At 43.3% G+C, this 20,484-nt stretch carries 16 protein-coding genes and 1 riboswitch; of the genes, 10 read left to right on the top strand and 6 right to left on the bottom strand.

All coding sequences use genetic code 11. The features are described 5' to 3' along the window. Position 1 precedes the first annotated feature (1 nt). Positions 2 to 170: riboswitch (yybP-ykoY riboswitch) on the bottom strand. A gap of 43 nt (positions 171 to 213) precedes the next feature. Further along, on the bottom strand, positions 214 to 546 hold the full coding sequence (locus tag ACRRS1_RS12620; RefSeq protein WP_432459526.1) for a translation initiation factor: 333 nt from the start codon (positions 544 to 546) through the stop codon (positions 214 to 216). Positions 547 to 734: 188 nt separating this feature from the next. Between ACRRS1_RS12620 and ACRRS1_RS12615 the strand changes: the two genes are divergently transcribed. The 3 genes from ACRRS1_RS12615 to ACRRS1_RS12605 are packed head-to-tail and all read left to right on the top strand — an operon-like array spanning position 735 to position 3,440. After that, positions 735 to 962, top strand: a complete 228-nt coding sequence (locus ACRRS1_RS12615; RefSeq protein ID WP_432452825.1) for a FeoA family protein — start codon at positions 735 to 737, stop codon at positions 960 to 962. Beyond that, positions 959 to 3,217: a Fe(2+) transporter permease subunit FeoB gene (gene feoB, locus ACRRS1_RS12610; protein WP_432452826.1), complete on the top strand. Its 2,259-nt coding sequence runs from the start codon at positions 959 to 961 to the stop codon at positions 3,215 to 3,217. Before ACRRS1_RS12615 ends, feoB begins: the two co-directional genes overlap by 4 nt. Next, on the top strand, positions 3,198 to 3,440 hold the full coding sequence (locus ACRRS1_RS12605; RefSeq protein WP_432452827.1) for a FeoC-like transcriptional regulator: 243 nt from the start codon (positions 3,198 to 3,200) through the stop codon (positions 3,438 to 3,440). The genes feoB and ACRRS1_RS12605 overlap by 20 nt, the downstream gene beginning before the upstream one ends. Before the next feature lie 100 nt (positions 3,441 to 3,540). Here the strand turns inward: ACRRS1_RS12605 and ACRRS1_RS12600 are convergent, their stop codons facing one another. The 4 genes from ACRRS1_RS12600 to nagB all read right to left on the bottom strand — a co-directional run bounded on the left by ACRRS1_RS12600 (position 3,541) and on the right by nagB (position 8,434). After that, a complete protein-coding gene (locus ACRRS1_RS12600; protein ID WP_432459524.1) occupies positions 3,541 to 5,082 on the bottom strand; it encodes an EAL domain-containing protein in 1,542 nt (513 codons plus the stop codon). A 171-nt stretch (positions 5,083 to 5,253) separates the two neighbouring features. Further along, positions 5,254 to 6,477: an ROK family protein gene (locus tag ACRRS1_RS12595; protein WP_432452829.1), complete on the bottom strand. Its 1,224-nt coding sequence runs from the start codon at positions 6,475 to 6,477 to the stop codon at positions 5,254 to 5,256. A 12-nt stretch (positions 6,478 to 6,489) separates the two neighbouring features. Continuing rightward, on the bottom strand, positions 6,490 to 7,626 hold the full coding sequence (gene nagA / locus ACRRS1_RS12590) for an N-acetylglucosamine-6-phosphate deacetylase (RefSeq protein WP_432463343.1): 1,137 nt from the start codon (positions 7,624 to 7,626) through the stop codon (positions 6,490 to 6,492). A gap of 10 nt (positions 7,627 to 7,636) precedes the next feature. After that, entirely contained in the window at positions 7,637 to 8,434 is a 798-nt protein-coding gene (gene nagB / locus ACRRS1_RS12585) for a glucosamine-6-phosphate deaminase (protein WP_432452833.1), read from the bottom strand. A 284-nt stretch (positions 8,435 to 8,718) separates the two neighbouring features. On the opposite strand from nagB, the gene nagE reads away from it, so the two are divergent. Beyond that, positions 8,719 to 10,161, top strand: coding sequence for an N-acetylglucosamine-specific PTS transporter subunit IIBC (nagE, locus tag ACRRS1_RS12580; protein WP_432467687.1), 1,443 nt, complete (start codon positions 8,719 to 8,721; stop codon positions 10,159 to 10,161). A 64-nt stretch (positions 10,162 to 10,225) separates the two neighbouring features. Here nagE and ACRRS1_RS12575 read toward each other — a convergent pair whose 3' ends face one another. Beyond that, positions 10,226 to 10,696 carry a CreA family protein gene (locus tag ACRRS1_RS12575; protein WP_432452835.1) on the bottom strand — a complete coding sequence of 157 codons (471 nt, stop codon included), beginning with the start codon at positions 10,694 to 10,696 and terminating at the stop codon, positions 10,226 to 10,228. 536 nt (positions 10,697 to 11,232) lie between these two features. Between ACRRS1_RS12575 and eat the strand changes: the two genes are divergently transcribed. The 6 genes from eat to adk all read left to right on the top strand — a co-directional run bounded on the left by eat (position 11,233) and on the right by adk (position 20,425). Next, entirely contained in the window at positions 11,233 to 12,564 is a 1,332-nt protein-coding gene (gene eat, locus ACRRS1_RS12570) for an ethanolamine permease (protein ID WP_432452836.1), read from the top strand. Positions 12,565 to 12,635: 71 nt separating this feature from the next. Then, positions 12,636 to 14,030 (top strand): ethanolamine ammonia-lyase subunit EutB, encoded by a 1,395-nt coding sequence (locus ACRRS1_RS12565; RefSeq protein ID WP_432463342.1) that lies wholly within the window; start codon positions 12,636 to 12,638, stop codon positions 14,028 to 14,030. Continuing rightward, positions 14,027 to 14,869 (top strand): ethanolamine ammonia-lyase subunit EutC, encoded by an 843-nt coding sequence (gene eutC / locus ACRRS1_RS12560; protein ID WP_432467689.1) that lies wholly within the window; start codon positions 14,027 to 14,029, stop codon positions 14,867 to 14,869. The genes ACRRS1_RS12565 and eutC overlap by 4 nt, the downstream gene beginning before the upstream one ends. 282 nt (positions 14,870 to 15,151) lie before the next feature. Next, on the top strand, positions 15,152 to 17,062 hold the full coding sequence (htpG, locus tag ACRRS1_RS12555) for a molecular chaperone HtpG (protein ID WP_432452839.1): 1,911 nt from the start codon (positions 15,152 to 15,154) through the stop codon (positions 17,060 to 17,062). 509 nt (positions 17,063 to 17,571) lie between these two features. Then, positions 17,572 to 19,689, top strand: a complete 2,118-nt coding sequence (locus ACRRS1_RS12550; protein ID WP_432467690.1) for a GGDEF domain-containing protein — start codon at positions 17,572 to 17,574, stop codon at positions 19,687 to 19,689. Positions 19,690 to 19,780: 91 nt separating this feature from the next. Further along, positions 19,781 to 20,425, top strand: a complete 645-nt coding sequence (adk, locus tag ACRRS1_RS12545; RefSeq protein WP_432452841.1) for an adenylate kinase — start codon at positions 19,781 to 19,783, stop codon at positions 20,423 to 20,425. Positions 20,426 to 20,484: the final 59 nt, after the last annotated feature.

Raw genomic sequence — 20,484 nt, 5'->3', positions numbered from 1 at the left:
AGAGGTGGGTAAATAAACCAATGCACAACAGTAGCGCCCACCTCTTAGAATGTGCTGTTGTGCAGTTGGTCTTGCCAGGCCATTAATGGCTGCATTTACCATAGTGATTTTGCACTAAGTATGTTGATAAATGCCTTATTGCTAAACAGCTATAAGCGGCTACTCCCCAAAAGTTCCGAGAATATAGCGAAATAGACGTTGGTATACAAGGCCTTAACCGCCAATTCGCTTGGTTTTATAGTCTCGTTGCTTTAACCAAGCTTCTAACTTGTCCCGTTGATCACCTTGGATTTCAATGATGTAGTCCTTTACGCTACCACCAACTCCACAATGTTTCTTCATGTCTTTACAAAGTGCTTTTAATGCCGATTGCTCGAGACCAAAGTCGCTTAGACAAGTCACGCCTTTGCCTTTACGGCCTTTCGTTTCGCGTCGTAGTTTTATAAAACCATCGCTTGGAGGGATCTGTTCGACTTCAGTCTCAGGCTCAATGCGGCCTTGATCTGTAGAATAAACCAGTTGTGATAATTGATCTTTAAACGACATTTTTAGCTACCATTAGAATGAATAGCAAAATGGTAGCCTATTTCGCTAAGAGCTTTCAAAAAAATAATCTAAAAATTTCATCGTGACATAAAACAACATTTGACATGGATCAATGTTGCGAGTTACATAGTGGCGCACAATCAATTAAATGCTAATCATTGTTATTTAGAATTATTTTCGGAGCAACTATGTCATTGGATGAAATTGTAACTGGCCAGCAAGCTCTGATATTGAGTTTGCAAAGCTTAAACAGGATTAACCGAAAAAAATTTATGTCTTTGGGAATCATGCCTAACACCATATTAACGGTTGTTCGTCGAGCACCCTTAGGTGACCCCATTCAGGTGACTGCACCAGGGATTAATCTGGCTTTAAGTGCTCAGCAAGCAAAATCGATAGAGGTACAATCATTATGAGTGGGCATCTAATCGCAACGGTCGGTAATCCAAATAGTGGTAAGAGTACTTTGTTTAATGCTTTAACCGGCAGCAAACAAAGGGTCGGGAATTTCAGTGGTATTACCGTCGACAAAAAGTCTGGTTTTATATCACAAGACGGCTGGCAAGCTGAAGTCGTTGATTTACCAGGGGTCTACAACATCGACCCGCAACTCGATAATAGCTCGCTAGATGAAAAAATTGCTTGTGAATATTTACAAACTGAAGCGCTTGATTTAGTTATTAATGTCGTCGATGCAAGTGCCGTAGAACGTAGTTTGTACTTGAGTATTCAATTAAAAGAACTGGGTTTACCAGTGGTATTAGTGCTGAATAAAATGGACACCGCAAAAGCGAAACTTTTAAAGATTAAAGTGCAGCAGTTTAGCGAGCGTTTTCAGGTTCCGTTAGTTTGTTTAGCCGCAACCAATAACAAACAAGTCGCAAAATTTAAGCAAGAGCTACCAGCTCTAATGCGTGAAGCTCAGCAAACTGAGGCTTTACAGTTGGTTTATTCTGAAGAGCTTGAACAATTTGTGAGTGATTGGCAAGGTAAATTGGGCCTTTCCCGTGGTCAAGCAATTCGGCTGTTAGAACAAGATCCCTTGCAGCTTGAGCCGCTTGACGCTGAGCAGCAACAGCAAGTACAACTGGCTATCGCAAGCTTAGCCGATGTTGATATCGATTTGGCCTTGGCTGGTAGCCGCTATAACCTTATTTATGAGTTAACTCAGTCATCAATTACCAAGAAAGGGGAGTTGAGACGAGATTATTCGATGTATATTGATCGGGTGTTGCTTAATCGCTGGATCGGTATTCCTGCGTTTTTAGTGGTGATGTATTGCATGTTTATGTTTGCCATCAACGGCGGTGCAGTCTTCATCGATTTCTTTGATATTACCGCTGGGACTATTTTTGTTGACGGGGTGAGTGAATTACTTGCGAGTCTGGGAGCTCCGCAGTGGCTTACCGTGGTGCTAGCAAATGGTGTTGGTGTGGGGATCCAAACGGTCGCTACATTTATTCCGGTGATTGCCTGTTTGTACTTATTCTTAGCCTTATTGGAAAGTTCCGGTTATCTGGCTCGCGCTGCATTTGTGGTGGATCGGGCTATGCAAACCATAGGCTTACCAGGCAAGGCGTTTGTGCCGATGTTGATGGGTTTTGGTTGTACTGTTCCGGCAATCATGGCTACTCGTGTTTTAGAGAAGCATCGTGAACGGGTATTAACTTCAGCAATGAGTCCTTTCATGTCTTGCGGTGCTCGCTTACCGGTTTATGCCTTATTTGTGGCAGCTTTCTTTCCAGAGCAAGGTCAGAATATGGTGTTTGCACTGTATATGGTTGGGATCCTTGCCGCAATTGCGACGGGTCTATTGCTCAAGCATACCTTATTGCCAGGCAGCGCCCAAGAATCTGTTCTTGAGCTACCCGATTATCAGTTGCCAACCGCTTTTGGTGTGATGTTATTGACTTGGCAAAAAGTCAGAGGTTTTATTGTTGGTGCAGGTAAAACGATTGTGTTGGTGGTCGCGATATTAAGTGTGCTTAACCATATTGGTACTGGCGGTGAGTTAGATGCTGAAGGCAAAGAAAACTCGTTATTAAGTCGTGCTAGTCAGTTTGTGACACCTGTTTTTACCCCCATGGGGATTGAAAAAGACAACTGGCCAGCAACCGTTGGTATTGTGACGGGTTTATTCGCTAAGGAAGCCGTTATTGGTAGTCTCAATAGCCTATATTCTCAAGAAGGTGAAGCGGAAGAAGAGTGGACTTACTTAGGTCGTTTTCAGGATGCGGGACAAACTATTATCGATAATTTTAATGGTTTGAACTATAGCGACCCTCTGGGGATTGCTATCGATCAGGCGGACGATTTAGCTGGTGCCGCTGAAATGAATGGGGTGAACTTGACCACCATGTCGCAGTTAGAAAAGAACTTTACCGCGGAGTCTGCCGTCGCCTTCATGTTGTTTATTTTATTGTACATGCCCTGTGCTGCGGCGATGGGCGCTTTAGTGAAGGAGCTTGGGTCAAAATGGGCTCGCTTGATAGCGGTATGGTCCACCTTGTTGGCTTATAGCATTTCGACTATTTACTACCAGTTGGCTACATGGCAACAAGCACCGATATCTGCCAGCATATTATTGTTAGCAATGGTGATGATGTTAGCACTCTGGGTGGTATTTTTAAAACGTCAGAAGGTTGAGCATTTTGATATTACACAAGCTTAAAGAGTACATTCAGCAAAATCCTGGCTTAATGTTAAGTCAGTTGGCGAAACATTTCTCACTGAGTGAAGATGCAACGTTGGCGATGTTGCAACCCTGGGTTAAACGACATCGCATAAAATTGGTAAAACTGGCGGCGTGTTCAAGGGGCTGTGGTTGTGGTGCCAATGAAGCGCAGTGGCAATTGTATTGGCAGAGTGAGCAACAGATAGGCATTACTTGCTAATTTGAGGGGGGCTGCACGTTTGCAGAGCTCATTTTAGAGTAAGCATCACTACGCATCAAAAGGATTGTGCTTGCACAATCCTTTTGTTTTCCGGTTTCGATTATTTTGTCTGTTGCTGTGATGCTAGATATAACGCAACAAAATCGCTTATCGCCATTGCTTCACCAAACATTTGTCCTTGGCCGTACTCAACCTTTAGATCTCGTAGAGCTTCGGCTTGGATTTCATTCTCTATCCCTTCAGCCACGATTTTGAGTTTGGATTGACGCGCAATATCTACAATATGCGGAATGAGGCTAGAACGCACCGTTCCATTGGCTAACTCACATACAAAGCTTTTATCTATTTTGAGGTAGTGGCAGCGAAAATGCTTCAGTTGCTTGAGGTTAGAGTATCCAGTGCCAAAGTCATCAATAGCTACTTCGAAACCTTGTTGAATAATCAGATTGATATTACGTCGTGCATTTAATCCGTCGAGTTGCAGGTCTTCGGTGATTTCAAGGGTGATATTGCCTGAAAATTGTTCAAGCTCTGGTTGTTGGCGTAATTCTGCAATTCTGTTGGTTTCAACATCCAAGGGAAAGATATTAAAACTGATTTTAGTTGACGCTTGCATCGCCTGGCTTGCTTGTAGTTCTGTTAGTGCGCCTTTGATGATGTGTAGAGTAAAAGGCCAAGTCATACGTAGTTTAGGCAACAATGGAATAAATTCTTCGGGAGTAAGGCTTCCATGGGGATCGGTAAATCTGGCTAATACCTCACCACCAATGATTTGTTGTGTTTTCAAATCAACCAAGGGTTGGATTTGATAGTAAAAATAGCCTTTCTTAAGCCCCCTACGGAGTCGGGCATTCACACTAAGGTGGCGTTTTATTAGTGTTACTGCCAGCATGCTGCTGATGACGCCAACAGTGACACTCAGCAATAAGCTTAATAGTAAGAAAGTTAGTCTGTTTTTCACCAACGAAGAATTATAAAGCTTTAACGCGATACAAAATTGATAAGTGCTGTTACATTGATGAAAATAATGGTAACTGAGGGTAACTTCACTGTCGTTGTCTCTCCCCACCTGACGAAATAGCTCTGGTGTACCACTTATATGTCGGTATTGTCCTTTAAAACCACTGACCATTTCCCAGTAATTATCACCATAATCAAGGTTAGCAAAAGTTGTATTGGCAATAACGACATTGAATTGGCCCTTCTTCATGATCAAGCCAGAGTTGAGCCTATTTAAGGCAATGAGTTTTTGATTTAGCCAAACATCCAGCCCTTGTTTACTGGTGAAGTCTGGTGGAATGACAACAATAGGCTCTGTTAAGGGCCCCCCAATACTAGTGCAGAGCAATTTATCTTCTTGAAGTACTCCAATATCTTTAATGAAATTACTGAGGAAAACTATTTGCCTGATTTTTATCAGCAGGTCTTTTCCGCAATCATGGTGTTCTAAGCTATTGAGCGTCTCTAGAGTTTGCAGTGATTCGTAGATCACCGCCTGAGCCAGTCCGAGTGATTCGTTGGCGTAATATTGCTGGCTTTTGCTAATGTCTTTCGAGAGTAAAAAAAGGGAAATGAACATGGCCAGCGTTCCCATGAGGATCCCACTGGCGGTGACGACAACTCGTTGCTTTATTTCTTGCACTAATTTCAATCTCTGCGGATGGTTGCGGATATTAAAACATGAAATTAGTGGTAAAACCTAAGGCTAAAAGTGTTTACTGTGTTTTTGTGAGGCGAATTACTTGATAGTGACCTGAGCGCGTTGAGTTGCGCGCTGTCAGCAATATCAGTTTGATGTGAACCAAATTATTGCTCAGCTGAGTTGGGCTTTCTCATTTATCAGCCGGATCAGCAGGCTGCCGTCGAGTAGGGCACGCTTAATTAAGGCTAAACCTCCCATCGTAGGATTGTTTTGAAAATGAGCCATTTCAATCGGCAGGTCTTTGGCAAAAGATTTCAGCGCTTGATGTTGAATACACTGGTTAATGGTCGACAGTAAAATGTCTTTGGCGATCATGATTTCGCCAGCCAATATTATCTTTTCAGGATGAAACAGGTTGATGGTCAAAGCAATACTATTACCCAGCATTTTACCCACTCTTCGTAGTACTTGATGGCATAACATATCGCCTTGATTGGCGGCTAAGCAGATATCTTCTATGCCAAAATTGTTTTCTAAGATCGACGGACAGCCTTGGTCGATTAAGGTTTTGACTCGCTGAACGATGGCCGTATTTGAGACGATGGTTTCTAAACAACCAACGTTGCCGCATTGGCACTTATCACCAAGGGGATCCATTTGAATATGGCCGATTTCCCCAACGTCACGATGTTGGCTCATAAAAACCTTTCCATCGACAATAATGCCTGCGCTGGTACCACTATGAGCGCTGATCAGGATTGAATCGAGACAATCGCGGGTAGCTCCAAAATAGTGTTCAGCGAGCGCCATGGCCCGGGTATCGTTGCCGATGTAGGCTGGTAGTTTAAAGCGCTGCTCAATTAAGTTTGCGAGTGGACATTCACGCAACTGGTAATGTGGTGTGTAAACCACAATACCTTCGCCAGGATTGACCAAGCCCGACAACGTAACCGCGATAGCAATTAATTGCTGGTTTGGATTAAGCCGTTGTTCAATAAATTGTTCTATATTACCTAATAACCGAGCGACCAGAGGGGTTTGCTCCACTTCACTTAAATACAATTTGCTATGCGCATGTTGAATGCCACTTAAATCAAACAACGATATATCCATTTCACCGCGGCCTAAGCGCACTGAAATAAAGTAGTAATGACTTTGCTCGGTCATGAGCGAAATAGCTCTGCGCCCCCCGGTAGAAGCTTGTTGTGCCACTTCTTTAATCAGGCCGGTTGTGAGAAGTTGGCGAGTGATTTTGGTGACGCTCGCGGGGGCTAATTGACTTTGTTCGGCAACTTTGACTCGGGAGATTGGACCTTGTTGGTCGATCATTCGATATACCGCGGCCATGTTGATCCGTTTTACTTGGTCTACATTTACGATTTGTTTGTCATTCATACCATTCATTGCTTAAAACTGAGTCAGTTTGCCATCGCTAACCGTTAAAGTTAGCTTGAAGTCTTTATTAAAGGCGCTTAGGTTTGCACTGTAACCAGGTTTAATTCGCCCTAACATATCATCTATTGAAAGTGCTGATGCTGGGTAGAGAGAGGCCATTCTTAAAGATTCAGTGAGAGATAAGCCAACCGTTTGTACGCAGTTTTCTATCGCTTCTATCATCGTTAAAGCTGAGCCGCCGAGTGTACCATCATCACCTATACAAACGCCATTCTGTACTTGGATCTCTCGGCCAACAAAATCGAAGTGGCTAATGTTCGCGCCTGCTGCTGCGGTCGCATCCGTGACTAAATATAACTTATGCTCGAGTAGGCGCTTCGCGAGGCGAATGTTGGCTGCGGCAACGTGGTGGCCATCCACAATAATACCTGCATAAAGTTGGTGGTCGAATACTGCGCCTACGACGCCGGGCTCTCGACCGGTGATTGAGCTCATGGCGTTAAATAAATGTGTGGCGAAGCTTGCGCCGGCCTTGATTGCGTCGCTGGCTTGCTGGTAACTTGCGTTAGTATGACCAAGTGAAACGAGTATGCCGGCTTCGGTTAATGCTTGAACATCATGGGCGGTTACATGCTCAGGGGCCAAGGTGATCTTTTTAATCGCGTCATGATTGTCTAATAAAAACTGCAGGCGTTGTTGATTAAGTTGACGAATATGTTGTTCACTATGGATCCCTTTTTTGATTTTACTTAAATAGGGGCCTTCTAAATGTAGGCCTAAGTTACCTGAACCATGATTCTGTTGATTGCTACGAGAGACTGCTATGGCTTGTTCCATCTCTTGATCGTCGGTGGTAATTAAAGTCGGTAGAAAATGAGTGGTTCCACTTTTTAAATTGGTGCGATGCATCAGTTCCAGATTTGTGTTGGAAAAGTCACCGTTTAGCATCACCCCGCCACAACCGTTGAGTTGCAAATCGATAAAGCCGGGGCACAGCGTGGCTCCATTTAAATTGATTTGGTTTATCTGAGGTGAAACGTCTTGCTCGGGGCATACGGCCGCAATACGCTCTTTATCGATGATAACCGCGTAGTTATTTAGCAATTCGTTGCCGTCAAAAACTGAGGCATTAGTAAGGGCATACATCATTCGACTTATCCTAAATATTTTTTATGTTATTTGCTTCAAGTTCATGGAAGTAACGCACGGTTTTTACTTTTAGCTCCATGGTGGAGGGTTGGTCGCAGACAATCATCGATCGAGGATGTAATTGTAAAGCAGAAATCGTCCATAGATGATTAACGCTACCTTCTACAGCAGCCTGCAGGGCTTGCGCCTTATTATGCCCGGTCACCAATATTAAAATTTCTTCCGCATCGAGTAAGGTACCGACCCCAACGGTGAGTGCAAGTTTAGGCACTTCATCAAGATGATTGAAGAAACGAGAGTTTGCGATTCGGGTATCTTCAGTCAGGGTTTTAATTCTGGTCCGAGAGGCAAGAGAGGAAGCTGGTTCGTTAAAGGCAATATGTCCATCCACACCAACACCACCCATAAACAAATTGATTTTGCCGTAGTGTTTGATCTTTTGTTCGTAACGTTCACATTCTATTTGCAGATCGGGTGCATTACCGTCCAGCAGATTAATATTTTCTGGCTTAATATCAATGTGTTCAAAGAAGTTATTGTGCATAAAGCTACGGTAGCTTTCAGGATGTTCGGCAGGGATCCCCACATACTCGTCCATGTTAAAGGTCACCACGTGCTCAAAGCTAACTTGGTTTTGGCGATGCAGCTCGATTAAGTGCTGATAAGTATATAACGGTGTACCACCAGTTGGACAACCCAGAACAAAGGGCCTCTCTTGGCTAGGATTATAAGACTTAATTTTCTCTGCGATATAAAGAGCAGACCAGCGCCCAACCTGCTCTTTGTTTAGTAATGGTATTAATCTCATTGTTTCTCTCCGATATTTTTAACTTAGCTTAGCAGTTTTATTCTCGCTGAAAAATAAGTTTTATAAAAACTGTGAGAGAATTTGGATTACCGTCTAATTATGCGGGTGTAGATCACGTTTTAGAAGCGCTTTGTTTGTTGCTGTACTTTTATTTATTTACACTGCGAAATAAGTTCTTGGCGAATATAGAAACAAATGATAAGTTGTTTTTCTTCGCAAAGGAGATTTGGCGGAATCGCCAGTTTAACGAAGTTTGCTTAATTACAGCTATGAAGAGGGATGCTATGTTTAGCTATTTACAAAAGATTGGTCGGGCGCTGATGGTGCCTGTTGCAGTATTACCTGCTGCTGCCATATTAATGGGTATTGGTTACTGGATTGACCCCAATGGATGGGGTGGAAACAACGCATTAGCGGCGTTTTTAATTAAATCTGGTGCGGCAATTATCGATAATATGTCGGTATTATTTGCGATTGGTGTCGCCTATGGTATGTCACGCGATAAAGACGGCGCAGCCGCCCTTGCTGGTTTTGTGGGGTACATGGTCATCACCACTTTGTTGTCGCCAGGTGCCGTAGAGCAGATTGGGCTCGTGACCTTAAACGAGTCAAGTACTTTAGCTTTTTCCAAAATTAACAACCAATTCGTCGGTATTATTAGCGGTATTATTGCTGCCGAGTTATACAATCGTTTTTATCAAGTGGAGTTACATAAGGCTTTATCTTTCTTTAGTGGTAAGCGATTAGTTCCGATCCTGACTTCTATCGCAGGTATTGTGGCAGCCTTCGTCCTTATGTATCTATGGCCGTTAATTTTTGGTGGCTTGGTGAGCTTTGGTGAAAGCATCACTGGTTTGGGTTCGGTAGGTGCGGGTATCTATGGTTTCTTTAACCGCCTATTGATCCCCGTGGGTCTGCACCATGCTCTGAATGCGGTGTTCTGGTTTGATATGGCAGGCATTAATGATCTTGGGAAATTCCTTAGCGTATCGCCAGATGCGATCCCTGGAGAAACAGGTCGTTATATGGCTGGTTTCTTCCCAATCATGATGTTTGGTCTGCCCGGTGCTGCATTGGCGATTTACCACACGGCGAAACCCGAGAATAAGCAGAAAGTTGCATCATTAATGATCGCTGCTGCTACGGCCTCATTCTTTACGGGTGTCACCGAACCTTTAGAGTTTGCCTTTATGTTTGTGGCTCCTGCACTGTATGTTGTGCACGCGCTGTTAACTGGCCTTTCGGTGTTTATTGCTTCATCAATGCATTGGATGGCTGGATTTGGCTTTAGTGCTGGTTTAGTCGATATGGTGTTATCGTCACGTAATCCCTTGGCGACTGGCTGGTACATGCTGATCGTACAAGGTTTGGCGTTCTTTGCAATCTACTACTTTATCTTCAAAACGATGATTGTGAAGATGGATCTGAATACTCCCGGACGTGAAGATGCATCAGAAGATGAAGCGAGTGTTAGTGTTGGAGGCTCACATCGTGATACCGCAAGTCTAGTGCTTCGTATGTTAGGAGGACAAGAGAACTTGGTTCTTGTTGACAACTGCGCGACTCGACTTCGTTTAGAGGTGAAAGACAGTTCTAAGGTACAAGCTTCAGAATTGAAGAAACATGTCCCTGGGGTGATTATTCCAAGTAAAACTGCGGTACAGGTAGTGATTGGACCACATGTTGAGTTTGTTGCTAACGAACTTAAGATTTTAGCCGCTAAATAACGCGTTGTTTTGTTGGTGTTAGATAAGCCCTCTCTATGTAGAGGGCTTTTTTTGTTTAGAGAGCTTATTGAGTTGCAGCTAGTGGTGTTTGATAAGCTTTGGTTCCCCATAATGGCACTGTAGACAGGCTGTGCTTGAAACTTCCCTCGGTCTCTTTAGTGGTGTACGACAAATAAAGAAGCGTTTGATTTTCTGCATCGTAGATCCGTCTAACTTTCATCGTTTTAAAGAAAATACTTTTAGACTGTTTAAACACAACCTCACCTGATTTACTTTTGTCGATGGTTGCGATCATCTCGGGGGTGATTTCGCCGGTCTGACGACAGGAGATAGAGCTATCACTTGGATCAGACAAGCTTAAATTGGCTTCAATTGATGCAATATGACAAGTTACACCAGAAATTTTATCGTCATCCATATTCGATATTTTGATGTCCTTGGTGGTGAGTAAACCTAAGGAGACATCGCCAACTTCGTTGTTATCACAGCCGAATAATAGGCATCCAGTGACGAATATAATAAGAGAGTTTTTCATTTTCTGTATGACTTCCTATGGATGAATTTTGAGCTGAATCCCAGCCTAATGACAGGCTTAACTTTATTAGAGGCTCGCGGCTCTTTAATTTAGCTTACATCATCTATTCAACGCTACTGTTTGCTTAAGCTTATGGCAATCAATAATTGTGTTTGGTCGAGGGTTAAAAGAAACAACTGCTTATCCTTAAACTTATCGATATTTTCGTGAATGGAGTTAATCGGTGCCCCTGGGGCTTGCCTCGATTTGATTCAACACTCTAAATTATGTCTGTTCTTTAGTTTAGTTCACTGCTAAAAACTAGAATCTAGATTATCTATTGGCTTTGTTGTTAATTATTAGATTTTAATTTTATTAAAACAAATTCGACTGCGCCAGTTTAGTACAGCGCAACTCTATTTTGGTGCAAATACTCTAAACCAGTATTTCAATCATGTTCCCTCAGGCCTTTCAGCAGGCCTGTTGAGTGGATTTTATTAAAATGGCATAGCTTATGCTGTTGGCTTATTAGGATTATAAATTAGTGGATGGATTTTATGAGTCAGCATCAGTTGAAAAAAACTTTGGGGCCAATCATGCTTTGGGGTTTGGGCGTCGGATATGTTATCTCCGGTATGTATTTTGGGTGGAATTTAGGTCTCGCCGAAGGCGGTACTCTGGGCCTTGGCATTGCCACCTTGTTTATTATTACCATGTATGTGTGTTTTACTTTTTGTTATACCGAAATGGCTTGTGCCATTCCCAAGGCGGGTGGCGCATTTGATTACGCTGATCGCGCCTTAGGCAAACGTTGGGGATTTTTAGCAGGTATGGCGCAAAATATTGAGTTTGTATTTGCACCACCAGCGATTGCTTTTGCGATTGCCGCCTATCTTAATCACTTTATTCCCGGCGACCATACCCTCACCATTGCAATCATTACTTATATGATATTTACCCTCGTGAATATTATTGGGGTGCGGTTTGCGGCAACCTTTGAATTGGTGATTACCGTGATTGCGGTTGGCGAACTCCTATTATTCTGCGGTTTAACATTACCTCATGTAGAGTTATCTAATTTGAGCTTGAATGCTTTACCTAATGGCGCTTCGGGCATATTGGCTGCGATACCCTTTGCAATTTGGTTCTTTTTAGCCATTGAAGGTGTTGCGAATGTCGCCGAAGAAACGGTAAATCCACAGCGTAACATTGCCATCGGTTTTGGTGCCGCGCTTGCCACTTTAGTTGCACTATGTTTGTTAGTTTTTATCTCTTCAGTTGGGGTGAGTGGTTGGGAAACCGCGGTTTATTCAGCTGGAAGCACTGAGGCTCAAGATACACCGCTAGTATTGGTATTGTCGTCGGTATTGGGTGACGGTTCTCCTTTTGTTCATCTGTTAGTTGGCATCGGTATTTTTGGTCTAGTGGCTTCGTTCCACGGGATTTTATTAGCTGGTGGACGGGCTACTTTTGAATTTGGTCGAGTGGGTTATTTTCCAAAAGCCTTTAAATATATTCATCCAAAACTGAAAACGCCGGTAGTCGCGCTCGTTGCGAATAGCTTGGTCGGAATTTTAGCTCTGCTCACGGGTAAAACTGGCGAAATTATTACCATGGCTTGTTTTGGCGCAATTGTGCTGTATGCCTTGTCGATGGTGTCGTTTATTCAACTGCGTAAGCAAGAGCCAGAATTGGAACGCCCTTATCGGGTGAAAGGTGGGGTCGTGCCAGCCTATATTGCCTTAGTCATCGCGGTGGTAGCGTTAATAGCTATGACTGTTTATAACTTAAGCATTGCCGCTATTTTCTTTGCTATCATGCTGGGTTCATATGCTTTGTTTATCGCCTTTGGTCGAAAATCTTCGGCTTTGAGCGCAGACCCCGCTTAATCGCGACCGTTTAACGATTAAGATGTCTAATCAAGCGCCTGTGATGGGCGCTGTTTTTTTTAGGACAAATGATGGCTGAATTTGTAATGAACGCTGGTGGAGAGCGCTTTTGCTTTGCCGACCTAAAAGACCTAATGGCAAAAGCTTCGCCATTACGCAGTGGTGATCAGTTAGCCGGGCTTGCAGCTGTTACCGACCAGCAGCGGGTGGCTGCGCAGATGGCTTTAGCCGAACTGCCGCTAAAACACTTCTTAAATGAAGCACTCATCCCCTACGAGCAAGATGAAGTGACTCGGTTAATCATCGATGGTCATGATGCGCAAGCATTTATCAGTATCGCGCATATGACGGTGGGAGATCTCCGTAATTATTTATTGAGTGAAACGGTCACATCGCTTGAACTGCAGGCTCTGGCTCCCGGTTTTACGCCAGAGATGCTGGCTGCGGTGAGTAAGTTAATGCGCATTCAAGATCTTATCTTAGTGGCGAGTAAGTGTGAGGTAGTGACCGCTTTTCGCAATACTTTAGGGCTTAAAGGCAGAATGTCGACTCGGCTTCAGCCAAATCATCCGACTGACGACCCAGCTGGTGTCGCGGCCAGTATTTTAGATGGATTGCTGTATGCCAATGGAGATGCGGTGATTGGGATTAACCCTGCAACTGATAATTTGCAGGCAGTGATGACACTGATGAAGATGTTGGATGATGTTATTGAGCACTACCAAATTCCGACTCAAAGTTGTGTTTTAACCCACGTAACCACGCATTTAGAGGCTATTTCTCGCGGGGCTCCTGTTGATTTAGTATTTCAATCGATAGCGGGTACCGAGCAAGCAAATCAGGGCTTTGGCATTAATTTAGCTTTATTAGATGAAGCCTATAGTGCGGCCTTGTCGTTGAAGCGTGGCGTGAAAGGCCAAAATGTGATGTATTTTGAGACCGGTCAGGGCAGTGCATTAAGCTCAAATGGTCATCACGGGGTCGACCAACAAACTTGTGAGGTGAGGGCTTATGCCGTCGCGCGTCGTTATCAGCCGTTACTGGTGAATACGGTGGTTGGTTTTATTGGACCGGAATATCTTTATAACGGGAAACAAATTATTCGGGCCGGCTTAGAAGACCATTTTTGTGGCAAGCTGATGGGTTTGCCGATGGGCTGTGATATTTGTTATACCAATCACGCCGATGCCGATCAAGATGATATGGATATGCTGTTGGTACAGTTGGTGAGTGCCGGAGTGAACTTTATTATGGGGATCCCGGGATCTGACGATATTATGTTGAATTATCAAACTACCTCTTTTCATGATGCGCTTTTTGCTCGGCAGATTTCGGGTAAAAAGCCCGCGCCAGAATTTGAAGCGTGGTTGCAACAGCAAGGGATTATGGATCGCAATGGGCGCTTGAGTGTGAAACAACAATTGCCGAAGTCTTTTAACTCAATTAGCAAGGAGTTAGGCGCATGAGTGACCACAATATGCAGCCGATGGCGGGCCTCGGGTATGCGGTAACCGCGGATGGTGATCCGCTAGTAAACCAAAATCCTTGGCAATCGCTGAAAAGTTATACCGATGCAAGGATTGCGCTAGGGCGTGCTGGAACCAGTTTGCCAACCCAAGCGCATTTGCAGTTTCAGTTGGCTCATGCTGCCGCACGCGATGCGGTATTAATGCCCTTGGACTATCGGGCCTTAGCAAATCAACTTGAGCACTTTGAGCTCGGTGTGTTTCACTTAAAATCGCAAGCAGATTCCCGATCTTGTTATTTACAACGCCCTGATTTAGGTCGTTTGCTTGATGAAACATCACGTCAGCACTTAGTTAACCATCAACATGGCTACGATATTGTATTGGTGGTTACGGAGGGTTTGTCTTCAAAAGCTATTATCGAAAATGTTCAGAAGATGTTAACTGAGTTACTCCCTAAAATTACCGGTTTAGGTCTGTCTGTTGCTCCTATCGCGCTGGTTGAGCAGGGGCGAGTCGGGGTAGGTGATGATGTTGCTCAGTCATTGGGTGCAAAAATGGTGGCGATATTGGTGGGCGAGCGACCCGGTTTAAGTTCTCCAGACAGTTTGGGAATTTATTTCACCTATCAAGCCTATCGTGGCATTGAAGAATCGAAACGCAACTGTCTGTCGAATATTCGCGATGCAGGGATGTCGGTCAAAGATGCCTCACATCGCTTGGAATATTTGATTAGCCAAGCCAATCAACGGGGTTACTCTGGGGTTGCTCTGAAAGATGAAACTCAATTGAGTCACGCGACTGTCGGTAGAAACTTTCTCTTACCAAAAGCTGATTGATAAAACTTGTAGCCAGCACCTTTGCTCGCTCATTGTGCTGGTTTAACCCGCACCCTAGTGGTTGGTGACTGCGGTGCGGTGTTTCTGCCTCTTTCATGCGATGTTGAAGTATAGCCGCTACAAATTCACTTATTTATCTTTACTTTGTGATTGGCGTTATCAAATAGCGGGGATAAACCGTTTGCTTCGGACTTTTTTGCTGTGATTGCTTGAAATAATTTTTGTCATCCCCATATCGTCTATCAACTGACGTAGTATGTTTTAAAGCAAGGAAATATAACGATGACTGATGCAGCACATGCAGAAACTCATGGCTTTCAAACTGAAGTAAAACAATTACTTCAATTGATGATCCACTCCCTCTATTCAAACAAAGAGATTTTTCTCCGCGAATTAGTGTCTAACGCCGCCGATGCCGCAGATAAACTGCGCTTCAAAGCACTAGAAAATAACGCACTTTACGAAAATGACGGCGAGCTATGCGTTCGTGTTAGCTTTGATCAAGATGCCAAGACAATTACTTTGTCAGATAATGGTATCGGTATGACTCGAGATGAAGTGATAGAACATCTTGGTACTATTGCTAAATCAGGCACTAAAGAGTTCTTCGGTCAGTTGAGTGGCGATAGCGCTAAAGATTCTCAACTAATTGGTCAGTTTGGTGTTGGTTTTTATTCTGCTTTCATTGTGGCAGATAAAGTGACCGTTGAAACCCGTGCTGCAGGTGCTGATATAGACAGCGGCGTGCGCTGGGAAAGCGGCGGAGAAGGTGATTACACCGTTGCTAATATCACCAAACAAAACCGTGGTACCGACATTATTTTGCATCTACGTGAAGACGAACAAGAGTTTCTAGATAGTTGGAAAGTTCGCTCTATTATTACCAAATACTCGGACCATATTTCTATTCCAGTACAAATGTGGAAGGACGAGCAACCAGAAAGTGATGGACCTGATGGCGAGAAAATCGCGGCGGTTCCTGGTGTGTGGGAAGCAATTAACAAAGCAACTGCACTTTGGACCCGTTCTAAAAACGATATTTCAGCAGAAGAGTACAACGAGTTTTACAAGCACATCTCTCATGACTTTAGCGACCCACTTAGCTGGGCTCATAATAAAGTTGAAGGAAAGCAGGATTACACCAGCTTGCTGTATATTCCAAGCAAAGCACCGTTCGATATGTGGAATCGCGAGCGTCAACACGGTTTGAAACTATATGTTCAACGGGTCTTCATTATGGATGATGCCGATGAATTTATGCCGAGTTACCTGCGCTTTGTGAAGGGGGTTCTTGATTCTAACGATTTACCATTGAACGTTTCGCGTGAAATTCTTCAGGATACTAAGACAACGGCTAACTTACGTAGCGCATGTACTAAACGCGTACTCACCATGCTTGAGCGTATGGCGAAAAACGATGCCGAGAAATACCAAAGTTTCTGGGCGGAATTTGGTCAAGTATTGAAAGAAGGTCCAGCGGAAGACTTTGCTAATAAAGAACAAATTGCTAAGTTATTACGCTTTGCTTCTACCCACGCTGATAGCGCAACGCAAGATGTTTCCTTTGCTCAATACATTGAGCGAATGAAGGAAGGGCAAGATAAGATCTATTACGTCACTGCCGATAGTTACGCCGCAGCAGCGAATAGTCCGCACCTCGAAATCTTTAAACGTAAAGGTATTGAAGTCTTATTGATGCATGATCGTGTGGATGAGTGGTTGATTAGTCATTTATCTGAAGCTGAGGGTAAAGCGCTGGTCTCTGTGACAAAAGGCGACCTTGATCTTGGTGACCTCGATGATGAAGAAACCAAGAAGCAGAAAGAGCAAGATGAGACTGAATACGCCAGCTTCGTGACTCGAGTGAAAGAAAACCTTGGCGACAAGGTGAAAGATGTTCGTTTGACTTACCGTTTAACCGATACACCTTCTTGTATTGTGGTTGACGACGACGATATGAGCACTCAAATGCAAAAACTGATGCAAGCTGTTGGGCAAGATGTACCCGAGCAAAAATACATTTTTGAATTAAACCCTCAGCACAGCTTAGTGAAACGTGTTGCTGATGAACAAGATGAACAGAAGTTTGTCGAGTGGGTGAACTTGTTGTTGGATCAAGCAACTTTAGCCGAACGTGGTAGTTTAGATAATCCATCAGAGTTCATTAAACGTGTGAACCAACTGTTGAGCTAGTTGATAGCAGGATAAAAACGCTCGCTAAATGGCGAGCGTTTTTGTTTTTAAGGTTTTAAGAACATATAAATATTCGCTTGTTCAAAGTGAGTTCACTCACTGTAATAACAAAGAGCTAGGATGAGTATCGCCTGTTATCATCTCTCTTTGTAGGTTGCCAATGGGCTTGCTGGTCTATGCAATGGTCGCCAAGCATTGATCGTGATTATGGTTTTGAACGTATTTGATATTCATTTAACTTTGTTGATGGCACACCGTGAAAAATTTATCTGTGTTCAAGAAACACAAACCAGGGTTAATCGGGAATGGTCGGTAACCCATTATAATCTGTTAGTGTGAATGACCATTTGCTTTAGAGCGAGTCATTGAGATACTAAAATACGGATAACTTCGCTACCATCTAGTGATACTGTAGAGCTGATAAATGTTGTTGTCTTGTTGAGACTGATTAGGTGCTGGATTAGTTGCCTGCTTCGTCGGCAGTACGCTCGTAAAATCGGACATGAAGAATGACCATAAGACTTCGGTCTATAACTTTTATTTTACTCATCTTAGTTGCCATCATACCGGTAGCTGTGCTGGCATTTACGCTTTACCAGCAAATGTACAACTTCGCCTATAAATCTGTTGACAGTCGTTTAGCTGCCTCACTGAAACAAATTACTGCAGAATTATCTCATAGTCACCAAATTCTCACCAATGAGCTTTGGCTATTGTCTGAACAACCCCGCATTTTAAAGAGCTTAGATAACAACATATCAGCTAAAGAGTTAAGTTCATTTTTAGAACATTTTGTGCTTGATGCGCCCTTGATTGAATCCTTGTATTTGGTGAAAAATGACGGTCAAATTGTTGTTTCCTATGCTGGTAATGGTCTTACGCTGTCCGCTGCTGATAATCTGTTCGATTACTTGCCTCATCCACCTGCTCATGAGAAGCGGCCAAGTCAACGGAAGGCGACGCTGAATTTGGCTGATGAGTATGCTTTGGTTAAACGTAGCGGTAAGCAACATAGCATCGTCCATATGATTCCTATTCATACCGGAAAAAATATAGGCATAAAAGGCTACTTGATTGCCGTAGTCCCCATGTATCGATTCATCGAAACAGCGAAGAAGCGCTTAGAACCGCATGAAAATTTAGCTATATTCTTCCGTCAAGAACTCTTGGATGATGATTCGGTGGCCGTTGAACAGGACGAGTTATTTCATGTTGCCGCTTTAGTGCTAACGGGGGGCGGTTATCAAAACGCAGTTTGGCTTAAAATTAGGGTCGGTGAAAGTTTACAAAGTTTGAGTTCACGAGTACAAAATTTTATAGCTCCTGGGGTCGCGAATAGCACCATTGTGATTGCGATTATTTTGGTTATTGTGGTGTTGTTTGCTCACTTTGTAGCGAAGTCTTTCGGTCAGCTTTACACGCTTATTAAAGACTTTGAAACGGATAAAGAGGCTTATTGGTTTAATTGTAGTAAATTTAGCATTCGGGAGTTTGCTGATGTCTCACATCTGTTGGTTGAAATGAAACGAACCATTGGTGAACAGCTCAGAACGGTGAATCATAAAAATAAGGAACTCGCAAGAATTGACCAACTTCGTGCGGGCTATTTGGAAGAAGTCCAAACTTTAAATAGTCAATTAGAATTTAAAGTGGAGGAGCGCACTCGTGACCTAGAGTTATCGATGGCAGATTTGGCCCAAAGTCACTTCTTTTTTCAACAATTGGTTCAATTTCGTCGGTCTTTAGAAGCCAGCTCGGGTAACAAACAAATTGTGCATGATGCTTTGCTGGCCTTAGCTGCTTGCTTTCCTGATATCGAAATAGTACTACACCTCCCAGCATCTGGTAAACATAGCCAAGTGACGGATAGTTTATCTGTTTCTGTGGCGAGTTTTGAAGATATAAAGCTGCAAGCATCTGAAGCCTTAAAGCCAAATGTGGAGCGAACCGTCATCGAGTTTGAACAGCAATGGGTGAATTTATTCGCAATTAGCTGTGGCTCTAAAAAAGAGGGGTGGTTATTAGTGAATCACTCGAGCTTAAGTGAACAAGTTTATAACCGACTCTTACTGGTTATTACGGAATTAAGTAGTTTCTTAGAAAATCGCAGTTTACATGAGGAATTAGATACGATTGCGCGAACTGATTCACTTACTGGAATTAGCAATCGTAAAGCCTTCGATGAATTGCAATTCACCCTTGAAACTCAACTTGATGCCGAGGTGGGTTTGTTTGTGATCGACGTGAATGGCTTAAAAAAAATGAACGACGAAAAAGGGCATGAAAAAGGCGATCAGCTGATTATCTCGGTGGCTAGGGTGTTGCGCGAATGTTGTGATGGTATCACCGATAATTATTTTCGTATCGGTGGCGATGAATTTGCGGTGGTGCTGTCTGGAGTTCAATTGACGATGGCTGAAGTTTTATTGAAACGCTTGCGTTCTCAGCAAAATAACCGGGTATTTATTGACTTAGATAGTTTTGGAGGAGAGCCATTGGTGAGCTTTTCGGTTGGTTATGCAACAACTGAAGAGGTCCAATTTAGCGGATTATATCGATTGGCTGACCAAAATATGTACCATGATAAACAAAGCTATTACTTGAGGCTTCGTCAAACTGAACTTTAGTCGAGAGTCACTTGTAGTATTTGTCTCAGCAGTGTAAATTCACTTTTCTTAAAAATAAGCACGATAAAACTAGACCAAGGAATAGCAGATTATGCGTATCATTCTTTTAGGCGCACCTGGTGCGGGCAAAGGTACCCAAGCACAGTTTATTATGGAGCGTTACGGCATCCCCCAAATTTCTACTGGTGACATGCTGCGGGCAGCGGTAAAAGCAGGCACCCCCTTAGGCATTAAAGCCAAAGAAGTCATGGACGCTGGACAACTGGTCTCTGATGAGCTGATTATCGGCCTAGTAAAAGAACGTATTTTGGAAGACGACTGCAAAAAAGGTTTTCTTTTGGATGGTTTTCCTCGCACCATTCCGCAAGCTGATGCAATGAAAGAAGCAGCGATTAGTATTGATGCAGTACTTGAGTTTGATGTGGCAGACGAAGAAATCGTAAAACGCATGAGTGGTCGTCGCGTTCATCCAGGTAGCGGACGGGTGTATCATATTGTTTATAATCCACCGAAAGTGGAAGGTAAAGATGATGTCAGCGGTGAAGATTTAGTGATCCGTCCCGATGACGAAGAAAGTATCGTTCGTGACCGCTTAGCGATTTACCATCAGCAAACTAAACCTTTGGTTAGCTACTATGGGAAAGAAGCTGAACAAGGTAACAGTAAGTACTTCAAATTAGACGGCACCCAGTCGGTTGAAGCGATTAGCAAGCAATTAGTCGAATTACTTGATTGAATTTCGAACACTTGATGAGAAAGCGGCTTTTGCCGCTTTTTTTTATGGTCATAAATACC

Source organism: Agarivorans sp. Z349TD_8 (assembly GCF_050870825.2).
Classification (GTDB): Bacteria; Pseudomonadota; Gammaproteobacteria; order Enterobacterales; family Celerinatantimonadaceae; genus Agarivorans.
Note: the sequence above shows the minus strand (reverse complement) of the source record. Positions and strands in the feature narration are given on the sequence as shown.

Coding starts and splice junctions, on each gene's coding strand:
- ACRRS1_RS12620 (WP_432459526.1), bottom strand. CDS start 546: ATGTCGTTTAAAGATCAATTATCACAACTGGTTTATTCTACAGATCAA.
- ACRRS1_RS12615 (WP_432452825.1), top strand. CDS start 735: ATGTCATTGGATGAAATTGTAACTGGCCAGCAAGCTCTGATATTGAGT.
- feoB (WP_432452826.1), top strand. CDS start 959: ATGAGTGGGCATCTAATCGCAACGGTCGGTAATCCAAATAGTGGTAAG.
- ACRRS1_RS12595 (WP_432452829.1), bottom strand. CDS start 6,477: ATGAATGACAAACAAATCGTAAATGTAGACCAAGTAAAACGGATCAAC.
- nagA (WP_432463343.1), bottom strand. CDS start 7,626: ATGATGTATGCCCTTACTAATGCCTCAGTTTTTGACGGCAACGAATTG.
- nagB (WP_432452833.1), bottom strand. CDS start 8,434: ATGAGATTAATACCATTACTAAACAAAGAGCAGGTTGGGCGCTGGTCT.
- nagE (WP_432467687.1), top strand. CDS start 8,719: ATGTTTAGCTATTTACAAAAGATTGGTCGGGCGCTGATGGTGCCTGTT.
- ACRRS1_RS12575 (WP_432452835.1), bottom strand. CDS start 10,696: ATGAAAAACTCTCTTATTATATTCGTCACTGGATGCCTATTATTCGGC.
- eat (WP_432452836.1), top strand. CDS start 11,233: ATGAGTCAGCATCAGTTGAAAAAAACTTTGGGGCCAATCATGCTTTGG.
- ACRRS1_RS12565 (WP_432463342.1), top strand. CDS start 12,636: ATGGCTGAATTTGTAATGAACGCTGGTGGAGAGCGCTTTTGCTTTGCC.
- eutC (WP_432467689.1), top strand. CDS start 14,027: ATGAGTGACCACAATATGCAGCCGATGGCGGGCCTCGGGTATGCGGTA.
- htpG (WP_432452839.1), top strand. CDS start 15,152: ATGACTGATGCAGCACATGCAGAAACTCATGGCTTTCAAACTGAAGTA.
- ACRRS1_RS12550 (WP_432467690.1), top strand. CDS start 17,572: ATGACCATAAGACTTCGGTCTATAACTTTTATTTTACTCATCTTAGTT.
- adk (WP_432452841.1), top strand. CDS start 19,781: ATGCGTATCATTCTTTTAGGCGCACCTGGTGCGGGCAAAGGTACCCAA.